Origin of the sequence: Cereibacter johrii (assembly GCF_001720585.1) — a bacterium.
Lineage (GTDB): Bacteria > Pseudomonadota > Alphaproteobacteria > Rhodobacterales > Rhodobacteraceae > Cereibacter_A > Cereibacter_A johrii.
This window is the reverse complement of the sequence record NZ_MABH01000110.1, coordinates 1-13,348: the sequence shown is the minus strand read 5'-3', so window position 1 is coordinate 13,348 and position 13,348 is coordinate 1. Positions and strand designations below refer to the sequence as shown.

Here is a 13,348-nt window from a genome sequence, read left to right as displayed (position 1 = left end):
GGGCCTGCCGCAGCGCGGCTTGTGCAGAGCCTGATCGCCACCGACCCGCGCAAGCTGAACGGCCAGCCCCGGGCCGACCTCATCGGCATCCGCGCGACCGGAGGGGGGACGGGCGCCACCGATCCGGCGCCGCTGAAGGCCGAGATCCGCGCCCTTCTCGTGGAGGGTGCGGGGATCGAGCGCACCGGCGCCGCGGTGGAGCGCGCCCTCGCCCGCCATGCCGCGCTCGAGCCGCGGATCGAGGCGGCGCTCGCGGCCTCCGGCCCGGTCGAGGGCTTCTCGCTCGACGCGATGTATGTGCTCTCGCGGCTGATCCTCGAGGCGAGCGGCACGCGGACGGAATCCCGCGGCGCGCATTTCCGCACGGACTGCCCCGAGCAGGACAGCGGGTGGGACAGGCACATCGCCTTCGTGGCCGGGCCCGTCCCTGCCCCGGGAGGACCAAAGCCATGAAGGCCCTGCCCGGCATCGACCGGATCGTGGCGCTCATCTGCATCCTGATCGGGGCAGGCTATCTCGCGGCCTCCTTCACGATCACGCAGGGCAGCTTCGGCGATCCGCTGGGCCCCCGGATCTTCCCGCAGATCCTCGGCGCCCTCCTCACCCTGCTGTCCATCGTCACCCTCGTGCAGGCCCCCGCGGCGGCGGGCCCCGCGACGCCGGGGCGTGCGCTGCTGGCCATCGCGATCTGCGGCGCGCTCGTGGCGGGCTTCATCCTGCTCATGCCGCTCCTCGGCTATCCGCTGACGAGCTTCCTGCTGCTCGCGGGCTTCCTCGTCACGCTGCGCGAGCCGCTGCTGCGGGCGATCCTGACCGCCGCGGGGCTCACGCTTCTCTTTCATGTGGTCTTCGCGATGCTTCTCGGGACCTACTTCCCCGAGACCTGGCTCGAGGGAATGGTCCCATGGACACGATAGGCTATCTCGCCTCGGGCATAGCCACCGCCTTCAGCGGCTGGAACTTCGCCTATGTCGTCATCGGAGCCTTCGTCGGCACCTGGATCGGAATGCTGCCCGGGCTGGGCCCCGCCACCGGCATCGCGCTTCTGCTGCCGCTGACCTACGGGCTCGATCCCACCGGCGGGATGATCATGCTCTGCGGGATCTACTTCGGCTCGATGTATGGCGGGTCGATCTCGTCGATCCTGCTCAACACGCCCGGAGACGTCTCGTCGGTCATCACCATGCTCGACGGCAATCCGATGGCGCGGAAGGGCCGCGGCGGGGCTGCGCTCTTCTGCTCGGCGGTGGCCTCCTTCATCGGGGGCACGGTGGGGCTGATCGGCCTCACGTTCCTCGCCGAGCCCATCGCGCGCTTCGCGCTGCGCTTCGGGCCGGCCGAATATTTCGCGCTGATGACCTTCGCCCTCGTGGCCACCGCCACGCTGCTGCAGGGGGCGGCGGTGAAGGGCCTGATCGCCATCGTGCTGGGGCTGATGGTGGCGACGGTCGGCATCGACCTCCAGAGCGGCGCCGCGCGTTTCACCATGGGCTCGCCCGATCTCTTCGACGGGGTGAGCCTGATCGCCGTCATCATCGGCCTCTTCGGCATCTCGGAGGTCTTCACCAACATCCAGGAGATCATGGCCCGCCGCTGGGGCAAGGTCGCGACCGTGGGCAGGCTCTGGATGGAGGCTTCGGAATGGGCGCGCTGCCGCTTCTCGTTCCTGCGGGGCTCGGTGATCGGCTTTCTGGTGGGCGTGGTGCCCGGCGCGGGCGGGGCGGTGGCAACGCTTCTGGCCTATGCCGCCGAGCGGCGGGCGAGCCGGCACCCCGAGGAGTTCGGCAAGGGCGCGATCGAGGGCGTGGCCGGCCCCGAGGCCGCCAACAACGCGAGCGTGGGCGGCGCGCTGATCCCGCTCTTCACGCTGGGCCTGCCAGGATCCTCGGCCACCGCGATCCTTCTCGGCGCGCTCATGATCTTCGGCATCCAGCCCGGCCCGCGGCTCTTCGCCGAAAGCCCGGACCTCGTCTGGGGCATCATCGGCAGCCTCTATGTCGCCAATGTCGTGCTGGTGATCCTGAACGTGCCCTTCATCGGGATCTTCGTGCGGATGCTGACCATGCCCGGCGCGCCGCTCAACGCGATCATCCTGCTGCTTGCCATCACCGGGGCCTATTCGCTGAATTCGAACGTCTTCGACGTGCAGGTGGCGCTTCTCTTCGGGGTCGCGGGCTTCCTGCTGCGCAAGGCGGGCGTGCCGCTCGCGCCCTTCGTGCTGGCCGTGGCGCTCGGCGGCAATCTCGAACAGTCGCTCCGGCAGGCGCTGTCGCTCTCGGACGGCGACCCGGCGGGGCTCGTGCCCGGCGGCATCGCCGCCCTCTTCCTCGGGCTGAGCGGGATCCTCGTGCTGGTGGCGACGCTGGCCCCCGCCTTCCGCGCCACGGCCCGGCGCCGGACCGAGACCGCCAAGACCAGACCGCAACCAAGATAGGGAGGAGACCATGACCGCATTCCGCCGCATCGCCGCACTGGCCCTGATGGCCACGGGCACAGCCTCGGGCGTGAGCGCCGCCGAGCCCAGCCGGGTTGTCGAGATCATCGTGGGCGCCTCGCCCGGGGGCGGGTTCGACCGCACCGCCCGCGCGATGGAGCGGGTGCTCGAGGAAGGGATCGTGAGCCAGCCCATCAACGTCACCAACCAGCCCGGTGCAGGGGGCGCGGTGGGGCTCGCCTCGATGAACCGCCATCCGGGCGACATGCATTACATCTCGATCACCTCGCCCAACATCCTGACCGACGAATTGCGCGGCACCTCGCCCCTGACCTTCGAGACGCTCACGCCGCTCGCGACGCTGGTCTCGGAATATCTCTGCTTTGCGGTGAATGCCGAAGGCCCGCTGAAGACGGCCGAGGATCTGGTGAATGCCCTGAAGGAGCGGCCCGGCGAGATGCGCTTCGGCTTTGCGACGACGCCCGGCAACCACAATCATGTGGCCTTCGCCCAGCTCGCCCAGGCGGTGGGCTTCGACGTGATGAAACCCAAGACCGTCGTCTTCAAGGGCGCGTCCGAGGCGGTGACGGCGCTTCTGGGCCAGCATGTCGATTTCTCGATCGCCCCCGCGGCGAGCTTTGCCGAATATGTGCGCTCGGGCGATCTGAACTGCCTTGCCGTCAGCGCGCCCGAGCGGCTGGGCGGGGCCATGGCCGAGGTGCCGACCTGGACCGAGCTCGGCTATCCGGTCGTCTACGGCCCCTTCCGCGGCGTGATCGGCCCGCAGGACATGCAGCCCGACCAGATCGCCTTCTGGGAGGAGGCGCTGACCCGGATGACCGGAACCGAGGCCTGGAAGCAGGAGGTCGAGGACAACTACTGGACGGAGACCTTCAAGGGCCACGACGAGACGTTGGAGTTCCTCCGCTCGGAACGCGATCTTCTCAAGGGCTCGCTGACCGACCTCGGCCTGCTGCAGTAGGGGGCTGCGGCCCCGGAAACGCGCCCCGGGGCCGCAGACCGCGCCGACGGGACCGGCGGCGTCCCGAAGGAGACGGAACGAAGGCGACGTGCCCGCTCCGGGCATGTCGCCCGTCGAGAGCCGCTTGGCCTGCCTGCCCTTGGCCGCGCCCGGCGGGACGACCCGCGACGCCGCGCTCGGGGTGAGTCCGGCGGCCGTCCGGCACGGCTCCCGATCCGGCGCGGGGTTGGTCCGATGCGCGGGGATCAGAGCTTGTCGGTGGCCGCGATCAGGTCGCGCAGCGTCTCGACCTGCGGCTGCGGCAGGTATTTCTGCCGCAGTTCGAACAGCGCCGGGCCGAAGCGCTCCTGGATCTCGTCGCCGAAGATCGCGAAGATCTCGCAGAAATAGATCTCGTGCCGGATCAGGCTGTCGAAGATGTTCACCAGCGGCCTGTTGCGCGTGTAGGAGCCGTGGGGCTGGCTGCCGAACTCGGCCACCAGGGCCTCCTCGAAATCCCGGGTGAGGCTGACCAGCCACCGCGCCATGGCCACCGGGATGCCGTTCCCCTCATGCAGCATGACGGTGATCCGCCCCCCGCAGGAGAATTGCTCGACCTTCGTCCCGAACAGCACGATCAGCACATCGACCCCGCGTCGGGCCGCGGCCTCCAGCCGGTCGAGGTGCCGCTCGAGGTGATCCTCCGACCCCTTGATCCACAGATGCGTGACCGAGGCGTCGATCATCTGCGAGATACGCGAGTTGATCGCGTGCTCGCCGGTCATCGACCAGACATATTCGTGCTGGGGCACAGTGCCGAGCTTGCCGATCCCCTCCTTGATCCGCGCCGCACGCCGCTCGGTCGTCTCGACGATGGCGGCGAGCAGCACCTCGGGCGGGGTCGCGGTATAGCGGACGGGGCTCTCCGAGACCGGCTGCACCGCCTCCTTGCGGCCGAGGCTCTCCAGCACGGAATAGGCATTGGCCTTCGGCAGCCCCGCCTCCTTGGCCACCTCGTAGGCGGTCGCGGGCTGGATCTTCAGCAGGGCCAGATAGGCCCGCGACTCGTAATCGCTGAAATGCAGGCCCTGCAGATCGGCAAGGAGCGACTGGAGCGGGTCGGCAATATCCATCGGGTCACCGGGGCAGACGGGAGCTACTGGCAGTATCCGCAGCTACCATTCCTCGCGTCCGAATGCAATTGCCGCCGGCTCATGCGGCCACCGCCATGATCCCCAGAACCAGCAGGGCGAGGAACAGCGTCTCGAGCACCACGATCGCCACCGGCTTCCAGCCGACCTGCGCGAGCTTCCGGAACGAGGTCTGCACGCCGAGCCCTGCGATGGCCACCACGAGGCAGCCGCGCGAGATCTCTGCCAGCGCCGATTGCGTGGCCTTCGGCAGGAGGCCCAGGCTGTTGGCCACCACGATCAGCACGAAGGCCACGAGAAAGCCGGGCAACGGCGCGCGTGCTTTCGCCCTGCCGGAGGGCGCGCCGCGAAACAGAAGCATCGAGATCGTCAGCACGACCGGCACGAGGAAGGCCACGCGCAGGAGTTTGGTGAGGGTGGCCGTCCGGCCCGTCTCCTCGGACAGCATGAAGGCCGCGCCCACCACCTGCGCCACGTCATGAATGGTCGCGCCGAGAAAGATCCCCGCCTGCGTCTCGTCCATGCCGAGCATCCGCACCAGCGGCGGATAGACCACCATGGCGACCGTGCTGAGAGACGTCACCGCGATCACGACGAAGAGCGTGTTGCGGCCGGAGGTCTCGTCCCGCGGCAGGGCGGCCGAGATCGCCATGGCGGCCGAGGCGCCGCAGATGGCGGTCGCTCCGCCGCTGAGGATGCCGAACTCGGCCGGCAATCCGAGAAGACGGCTGATCGCGACGCCGGCGAGGATGGTCAGCGTCACCCCGAACAGGACCACGAGGATGGGCAGCCAGCCGAGCTCGAGGATCTCGCCCGCCGTGATCCGTGCCGCCAGAAGCGCCACGCCGATCCGGAGCACATGGCGCCCCGCAAAGATCACCCCGGGCGCCGTCCGCCCGTCCTGCGAGAGGAAGAAGAAAGCCATGCCGAGCAGAAGCGCATGGAGCAGCGCCGGGCCTCCGTAATGGTCCGAGACGAAGGCTGCCGCGAGCGCGATGGTGGCGCACAGGACGAGGCCGGGGATCAGACCCCTGATCAGCCGGATCCGGCCGCCGATCCCCTGCCGCGCGCGCAGGCTCTGATCCATCATGTCGCAGCTCCGTCCGTCGGCACAGGCTTCTCCTGCCGGCCCTCTAGTAGTAGTAGCTTAAACTACCATTAATAGCCCCTGCAAGAGCGCACGTCCAGCGCCTCGGGGGGATCGCTGCAAAACGCCGGGAAGAATGACCGCATCACCGCGACGGGCACCGCCCTCCGCATGGCCTGAACGCCAAGGCAAAAGAGGCGCCACGCCTCGGGCTGCCGGTTCGCGCCGAGGCCCGAGCAGCTGCCGGTCGGCCCGTTCGGAACATGCGAACTTGGATACATCCGGGAACAGGCGTATCCTTACTGTCGCTGGACATGTCGAGAAAGGCATCATGACGAAGACCCCGAAAGCCCGCGACGTCAGCCACACCGTGTACGAACAGGTGCGCGACGCCATCCACAGCGGCGAGTTCAAGGTCGGCGAACGGGTGACCGAGGTGGCGCTCGCCGAGAAGTTCGGCGTCTCCCGGACGCCGATCCGCGAGGCGATCTCGAAGCTCGAGATCGACGGGCTGCTCACCAACGTGCCCCGGCGCGGGCTCATCATCACCGACCTCAGCCACCAGCAGATCGGCGAGCTCTACATTATGCGCGAGGTGCTGGAGGGGGCGGCCGCGCGGCTGGCCGCGCTGTCGGGCAGCGATGCCGAGATCACCACCCTGAAGGATCTGGTCACGATGGAGGCGGGCGCGCTGGACGATCCGCAGCAGCTCTCCGAGATCAACAAGCGGTTCCACCGGCTGCTCGCGCTGGCGGCCCACAACCGCTATCTGCTGGCCGCCATCGAGCAGCTTTCGATCACCATGTCCCTCTTGCCGAGCCTGCTGGGCGAAGGCGCCCGCGCGCGCTCGGCCCATGAGCAGCATATCCAGATCGTCGAGGCGCTGCAGAAGCGCGAGCCGGACGCGGCCGAACAGGCGATCCGCCAGCACATCCGCTCGTCGCACCAGCACCGCCTGATGCTGGCCGCGACCTGAGGCGCGCCGCAGGCGCGCGGGCGGTTGCCTCTTGCCCGAGCACTCAATAATGTGATGCGCGGGTCAGCCACCAGCCAGCTCAGGTTCAGCGTCATCTGTCGCTGCCGATGGTTGGAGAGCGGACTTCCGGAATGACCCCACAGCACAGCGATACTTTCCGGCACGTTGCAGCCGTGTGGCATGGCCATGCGCAGCGACCGGCTGCCTCGGGTCTGCCGCCCCTCCGGGCGAGGGATGGGGTCCATGGCCGAGCGTGACGATCCCCATGGGGTGTTCGGCGCCTTGCTGAGCGGCTACGACAGGTTGTCGCGCCATCTGATGCGGCGGCCGGGCACCCGGTGCGATGCTCAGGATGTGATGCAGGACGCCTGGCTCAGGCTCGCAAGGGTGCAGGATGTCGAGGAGATGTCGAGCCCCGCCGCCTATGTCGGGCAGGTGGTGAGAAATCTGGCGATCGACCGGCTTCGCGCGCAAAGGGTTCGAGAGAGGCACTTCACGACAGCGGAGATCCCCGATCAGCCTGCCGACGCCCCGTCCGCAGAACGCATCGTCGACTTTCGTCAGCGCGTGGCGCGGCTGGAAGAGATCGTCGCCGAATTGCCGCCCCGGCAGCGAGAGGTTTTCCTCTTGCACAAGTTCGACGGGTTGAGCCATTCCGAAATCGCCACGCGTCTGGGGATCAGCCGGAGCGCGGTCGAAAAGCTGATCATGAAGGCGCTCGCGCAGTGCCGGGACGGTTTGGGTGACCTGCTCGATGATCTGTGATCCGCGAAATGCACAAACGGGGGTGAGGTGGTCGGGGTCCTCATCCGTCCTGAAGAGAGAAGGACCGCTCCGCCTCCCTTTCTGTTTGGTCGATATATCCCTCAGCCGGTGACCCGATGGCACGAGCCAAAGATAGTCGAGACCAGCAAGGCCCGCGAGGCGATGTCCGAGACGAGGCGCTGACCTGGTTCGTGCGCATGAATTCCGGCGATGCCACCGAAACCGACCGTGCCCGTCATGCGTGCTGGCTTGCAGCCGATCCCCGGCACAGGTCCGAATATGCAAGGCTCGGCGGGATCTGGAGCGATCTCGATGCTCTCCGGGATCCTCGGCGGATCACGCCGATACCACAGGCCCCGCGGGGACTGTCGCGGCGCATGGTGCTGTCGGGCAGCATCGCGGCGGGGCTCGTGGGCGGCTATGTCTCGCTGAACGGCCTGCCGGATTTCCTGCAGAGCAACGAATATACCGGGATCGGGGAGACCCGGCGGACCGTGCTGGAGGACGGCAGCACCGTCGATCTCGATGCCGATACGGCCTTTGCCCTCGAGTTCGACGATCAGGTCCGGGGGCTCCATCTGCAGCGCGGGCGGGCGCTGTTCGACGTCGCGGCCGACCCGCGTCCGTTCCGCGTGCGGGCGGAGGGCGGGGTCATCACCGCGCTCGGCACCCGCTTCTCCGTCCATCTCTGGGACGGGAGCGCGACCGTGGCGGTCGAGCAGCACGCAGTGACCCTCCGGACGAGCGGGCTGGGTGAGATCCAGCTTGAGGAAGGCGAACGCCTTTCCTTCGGCAACGGAGCCCATGAGGCCGTGGAGCCCTTCGATGCCGAGATCCAGAGCGCATGGCTGCGCGGCAAGCTGATCTTCGAGGACCGGCCGCTCCGCCAGGTTCTGGCGGACGTGAACCGCTATCGCCGCGGGACCATCCACGTCACCAGTGCCCGCCTGCTCGACATGCGGGTCAGCGGCATCTTCGACATCGCCAATCCCGACGGGGTTCTGGAGGCCATCGAGAACACCCTTCCGCTGCGCAGCACCCATGTGACCCGCTATCTGGTCGTGCTGCGCCCCGCCTGATCCGGCCCCGGCAGATCTCCGGCAAAAAAGTTAAGGAATTTGCCGGAGGGGGGTGAGGTGCCCCTGTCCGGCAGCCGTCTAGGGGATATCGGGCATCGTTTCGGTGCCGCCTCTACCGTGGACGGAGTTTGAGAGATCATGAGGCAGAGTTTTCCCGACACCCGGGCCAAGGCCGGTCTTGGCATGCGCGTCAGCCTCGCGCTGCTGGCTTCGACCGCCCTCCTCTCCGCAACCGGGCTTTCCCTTCCCGCAGCGGCGCAGGAGGCATCCACCCTTTATGCGGTGCCTGCCGGACCGCTCGGCCTCGCCATCACGCGGTTCGGGGAACGCTCCGGTCTCCAGATCCTCTACCCGGCCGATCTCGTGCGCGGCAAGCAGTCGCCGGGCGTGTCCGGAGCCCTGACCGCGCAGGAGGCGCTCTCCCGTCTGCTTGCCGGAAGCGGCCTGACCTATCGCTATACCGCCACCAATACCGTCACGATCGTGGCTCTCGGTGTCACCGGGGCGTCGAACACGGGCCCGGACGGCTCGATCCTGCTGGACACGATCGCGGTGAGCGGCGGTGGCGCCGAGACCGAGGGGAGCGGCTCCTATGCCACCGGCGCCGCCAGCGTGGCGCGGGGTGCGGACTCGCTGAAGGAGGTGCCGCAATCGGTGACGGTGATGACCGACAAGGTGCTCGAGGACCAGAACCTCATCATGATGTCGGATGCGATGGCCAAGGCGCCGGGGGTGGTGGCCGCCACCGACGGCTCGGGCAATCCGCAGTTCTTCTCACGCGGCTTCACCATCACCAACTATCAGGTCGACAATCTGGGCACCGCCTATGACTCGAGCTTCCGACCCGATTTCGATCTGTCGATCTATGATCGGGTCGAGGTGCTGCGCGGCGCCGAGGGGCTGTTCTCGGCGGCGGGCGATCCGGGCGGCACGGTCAATCTGGCCCGCAAGCGCCCCACGGACGAGCGACAATCCTCGGTGTCGCTGGCCTATGGCAGCTGGAACAACCGCCGCCTCGAGGCCGATCTCTCCGGCCCACTGACCGAGGACGGCCGTCTGCGCGGGCGGATGATCGGCGCCTGGCAGGACCGCGACTATTTCTATTCCCCGGCGGACGAGGAAAAGCAGGTCGCCTACGGGATCCTCGAATACGATCTGACGCCAGATACCACGATTCATGCCGGGGCCACCTACCAGCACCAGAACGGCATCCGGTGGGCGAAGGGCCTGCCGACCTATACGGACGGAACCCAGCTGGGGCTGGACCGCGACATCGCGCTGAACACCGACTGGTCCACGCGCGAGACGACCACCTGGGATATGTTCATCGGGGCCGAGCATCGCTTCGGCGAGGACTGGACGCTGAGTTTCAGCGCCATGCGGCAGCGGTTCGATTATCGCTATACGGAGCTTGCGGTCGGCGGTCCGGTGGACCCTGCCACCGGCGTCATCGGCGATCCGGGCGCTTTCTCGGAGGATGCGGGCAACCATTCGGATGCTGTCGATCTCAGCATCAGCGGGCGCTTCGAGGCCTGGGGCCGGGAACACAAGCTGGTCGCAGGGGCCGACTGGCGCCGCAGCGACGGCAAGCAGATCCGCAATCTCTATGAAACCTCGTTCCCCGATGGCAGCCTGACGATCGGTGATTTCCCGGGTCTGGATCTTCCGCCGCCGACGCTGACGGGGGCGACCGCCGGCTGGCCGGCCTACGGGGCCAAGCAGCAGGGCGTCTATGCCCGGCTGGACATGGCGGTGAACGACCGGGCGCATGTCATCGTCGGTGGCCGCTACGGCAATTACAGTCACCGCGAGATCTCCGAGGGGCGCGACGAGGACGGCAATGTCACCTATCGCGACAGCAGCTACCGGTGGCGCGAAACCGGCATCTTCACCCCCTATGTCGGCGTCACCTACGATCTGCCCCCCGACTGGACCGCCTATGCCAGCCTCACCGAGATCTACAAGCCGCAGGGCAAGAACGCAGGCCCGCCCGAGAACCCGACGCAGCTGGACCCGATCACCGGCCGCAACTTCGAACTGGGCACCAAGGGCGAGCTGATGGAGGGCCGCCTGAACGTCGCGGCCGCGCTCTATCGTATCGAGCGCAACGGTGAGGCGGTCGAGGATACGCGCTACGGAGACGAGGACGGCACGTTCTATCTGCCGCTGGGCAAGATCGTCAGCCAGGGCATCGATCTGGAGGCCTCGGGCGAGATCGCGCCGGGCTGGCAGGTCTTTGCGGGCTACACCTACAACCAGAACAAGAACGAGAACGAGGGCGCCCCCTATCACGCCCTCACGCCCCGGCACATGTTCAAGCTGTGGACGGAATACAACCTGCCGGGCGATCTGTCGAAATGGACCGTCGGCAGCGGCGTGACGGTGAAAAGCAGGCACGCCAATACCGGCACCTACTGGCTGATGGGTGAGGACGGCTGGACGCAACCCGGCTTCGAGATCCGGCAGGGCGGCTATGCCGTCTGGGACGCGCATGTGAACTATCAGGTCGACGACCGGTGGAGCGTCGCGCTGAATGTGAACAACCTGCTGGACAAGACCTATTACGCCACGCTGGGCGTGCCGAATGGCGGCAACTGGTACGGCGAGCCGCGCAACGCCACGCTGACGCTTCGCGGCCGGTTCTAGGCCTCTCGCCCGCCTCCCGCGATGGCTGCCGGGGCGGGGTCCACTTTTCCAGACGGGATCTTTTCCGCAATGCACAGCTCGTTCCGCCAATCGATGGCGTGGCTTCATACCTGGACAGGTCTCGTGGTCGGCTGGGTGCTGTTTCTGGTCTTCGTGACCGGGACGGCAGGCTATGTGCAATACGAGATTTCGCGCTGGATGCGCCCCGAACTGCCGATGGAGGCGCGGGGCGATCTGCCCTCTCCGGATGTGCTGGTCGGCCATGCGCTGGCGCGGCTCGAAGCGAACGCGCCCGAGGCGAAGTCATGGCAGATCATCCTGCCGCATGCGGCGCGCCAGCCGCGCGGCTGGCAGCCGCTGTCGATCCGCTGGGAAGAGATGCCGCCCGACCGGCAGGACTTCGGACGCACCGGATCCGAGGTGCTGGATGCGGTCACGGGACAGGCGCTGGTCTCACCCGAGCCGCGGGACACATGGGGCGGGGCGGGTCTCTACCGGATGCATTACGCGCTGCATTACGTGCCCTACTGGGTCGGCTATTACATCGTCGGCATCTGCACGATGCTGATGCTGGTGGCGGTCTTCTCCGGCGTCATCACGCACAAGAAGATCATCGCCGACTTCTTCACCTTCCGCCCCGGCAAGGGCCAGCGGTCGTGGCTCGACGCGCATAACGTCATCAGCGTCATGAGCCTGCCGTTCTTCACCATGATCACCTACAGCGGGCTGGTCTTCTTCACCACCTGGTATGCGCCGGCGCCGGTCGCGGCGGTCTATGGCACGGGCGATGCGGCGATGAACCGCTACTGGGACGACCGCTCCACCGTCCACAAGGCCGGCTATCAGCCCGCCCGCGCCGAGGCCGCGCTTCTGGCCCGTCTGGTGACGGAGGCCGAGGCCGAGTGGGGCGCGGGCCGCGTGGCCCAGCTGCGGATCGAACATCCGCGCGGCGAGCCGGCCTTCGTCGAGCTGTCGGGCATCGCCGGCGACCGGATGGGCGGGCTCCGGCCCGCGCATCTGCGCTTCGACGCGGCGAACGGCGCGCCCCTGCCGCCGGACGACCGCGACGGCGCCGCCGCCCGCACCGAACGGCTGCTCTTCGATCTGCACGAGGGGATCTTCGCCGGCTGGGGGCTGCGCTGGCTTTATGTGGTCTCGGGGCTTCTGGGCTGCGGGGTGATCGCGACGGGCCTGGTGCTCTGGACGGTCAAGCGCCGGCAGAAGCACATCAAGGGCGCCTCGGCGGGCGCGCGCTTCGGCCTGCGTCTGGTCGAGGTGCTCAATGCGGGCACCATCATCGGCCTGCCCTTCGGCATCGCGCTGTTCTTTCTGGCCAACCGCCTCTTGCCCCTGCAGATGGAAGGCCGTGCGCAATGGGAGTTTCACGCGCTGTTTTTCGGCTGGGGCTGGGCCCTGCTGTGGGCATCGGTCAGGCCCTTGAAGCGCGCATGGATCGACTTGTGCCGGCTCGCGGCAGCCGCCTGTCTGGCGATCCCTCTGGTCAATGCGCTGACCACCGACCGGCATCTGGGCGCGAGCCTGCCTGCGGGCGACTGGGCGCTGGCCGGGTTCGACCTGTCGATGCTGGGCTTTGCCGCAGGCTTCACGCTGATCGCGGGGAAGCTGCGGCGCAAATGGGCGGTGCCGGACGAAGACGGCGCATCCGCCGGAACCGCGGCACTTGCCGCCCGCCATGGGAGGGTCCGCCATGAACCTGCCGAGTGATCTGCAAGCCCGGCTGTCCGTCGCCTCGCGCATCGGCGCGGCGGTGCTCGGCGGCTATGCGCTGGCCTCGGCCGCGGCCTCGGCGCTGGCGCTGAGCCTGCCGCCCCCCCGGCACGAGGCGGCGCTGTGGGGAATGCTGCTCAGCTTCCTCCTCTACGCGCTGGCGGTGATCTGGGTCATGCAGGCGCGCTCGGCCACGCGGGCCTGGATCGGCATGGCTCTGCCCACGGCGGCGCTAGCGCTGGCCTGCTGGCTTTTGGGCGCGGGAGGCGGCGCATGACGGCGATCTGGCTCAATGCGGCAATGCTGCTGTCTTCGACGGGCGGCTTTCTGGCGCTTGCGCTGGCTTCGGAGAAGCCGGGTGCCGCGCTGATGGGCCACCCGCCCGCCCCGGCCCGGAGATGGAGCCTGCGCCTCCTCGGCTGGCCGCTGCTGGCGCTGGCGCTGGCCTTGGGCGTGATCGGCTGGGGGCCGGGCGTCGGCGGCGTGACCTGGCTGGGCTGGCTGGCCGCAGCCGGTGCAGG

At 68.2% G+C, this 13,348-nt stretch carries 12 protein-coding genes and 1 pseudogene; 11 read left to right on the top strand and 2 right to left on the bottom strand.

The window, feature by feature from the left end; translation table 11 throughout:
* The 4 genes and pseudogenes from A9O63_RS08040 to A9O63_RS08025 all read left to right on the top strand — a co-directional run.
* Positions 1–453, top strand: a pseudogene (locus tag A9O63_RS08040) (L-aspartate oxidase); the annotation flags it as partial.
* Positions 450–917, top strand: a complete 468-nt coding sequence (locus A9O63_RS08035) for a tripartite tricarboxylate transporter TctB family protein (protein WP_069331458.1) — start codon at positions 450–452, stop codon at positions 915–917. The pseudogene A9O63_RS08040 and the gene A9O63_RS08035, both read left to right, overlap by 4 nt.
* A complete protein-coding gene (locus tag A9O63_RS08030; protein WP_069331457.1) occupies positions 905–2,434 on the top strand; it encodes a tripartite tricarboxylate transporter permease in 1,530 nt (509 codons plus the stop codon). The genes A9O63_RS08035 and A9O63_RS08030 overlap by 13 nt, the downstream gene beginning before the upstream one ends.
* 10 nt (positions 2,435–2,444) lie before the next feature.
* Positions 2,445–3,416, top strand: a complete 972-nt coding sequence (locus A9O63_RS08025) for a tripartite tricarboxylate transporter substrate binding protein (RefSeq protein ID WP_069331456.1) — start codon at positions 2,445–2,447, stop codon at positions 3,414–3,416.
* 245 nt (positions 3,417–3,661) lie between these two features.
* On the opposite strand, the gene A9O63_RS08020 is transcribed toward A9O63_RS08025, so the two are convergent.
* Together A9O63_RS08020 and A9O63_RS08015 are read right to left on the bottom strand one after the other, a co-directional pair.
* Positions 3,662–4,528 carry a TrmB family transcriptional regulator gene (locus tag A9O63_RS08020; RefSeq protein WP_069331455.1) on the bottom strand — a complete coding sequence of 289 codons (867 nt, stop codon included), beginning with the start codon at positions 4,526–4,528 and terminating at the stop codon, positions 3,662–3,664.
* Between the two features lie 79 nt (positions 4,529–4,607).
* Positions 4,608–5,636 (bottom strand): YeiH family protein, encoded by a 1,029-nt coding sequence (locus tag A9O63_RS08015; RefSeq protein ID WP_235836943.1) that lies wholly within the window; start codon positions 5,634–5,636, stop codon positions 4,608–4,610.
* A gap of 328 nt (positions 5,637–5,964) precedes the next feature.
* Between A9O63_RS08015 and A9O63_RS08005 the strand changes: the two genes are divergently transcribed.
* The 7 genes from A9O63_RS08005 to A9O63_RS07975 form a co-directional block, all read left to right on the top strand.
* Complete coding sequence (locus A9O63_RS08005) at positions 5,965–6,609, top strand: GntR family transcriptional regulator (protein WP_069331453.1); 645 nt, start codon at positions 5,965–5,967, stop codon at positions 6,607–6,609.
* Positions 6,610–6,852: 243 nt separating this feature from the next.
* Positions 6,853–7,374, top strand: coding sequence for an RNA polymerase sigma factor (locus tag A9O63_RS08000; RefSeq protein ID WP_069331452.1), 522 nt, complete (start codon positions 6,853–6,855; stop codon positions 7,372–7,374).
* A gap of 116 nt (positions 7,375–7,490) precedes the next feature.
* Positions 7,491–8,453: a FecR family protein gene (locus A9O63_RS07995; protein ID WP_069331451.1), complete on the top strand. Its 963-nt coding sequence runs from the start codon at positions 7,491–7,493 to the stop codon at positions 8,451–8,453.
* Positions 8,454–8,591: 138 nt separating this feature from the next.
* Complete coding sequence (locus A9O63_RS07990) at positions 8,592–11,099, top strand: TonB-dependent siderophore receptor (protein WP_069331450.1); 2,508 nt, start codon at positions 8,592–8,594, stop codon at positions 11,097–11,099.
* Positions 11,100–11,168: 69 nt separating this feature from the next.
* On the top strand, positions 11,169–12,824 hold the full coding sequence (locus A9O63_RS07985) for a PepSY-associated TM helix domain-containing protein (RefSeq protein WP_069331449.1): 1,656 nt from the start codon (positions 11,169–11,171) through the stop codon (positions 12,822–12,824).
* Positions 12,808–13,104: a DUF3649 domain-containing protein gene (locus A9O63_RS07980; protein WP_069331448.1), complete on the top strand. Its 297-nt coding sequence runs from the start codon at positions 12,808–12,810 to the stop codon at positions 13,102–13,104. The genes A9O63_RS07985 and A9O63_RS07980 overlap by 17 nt, the downstream gene beginning before the upstream one ends.
* The coding region (locus tag A9O63_RS07975) for a DUF3325 family protein (protein ID WP_141703057.1) at positions 13,101–13,348 on the top strand (248 nt) is incomplete at its 3' end. The genes A9O63_RS07980 and A9O63_RS07975, both read left to right, overlap by 4 nt.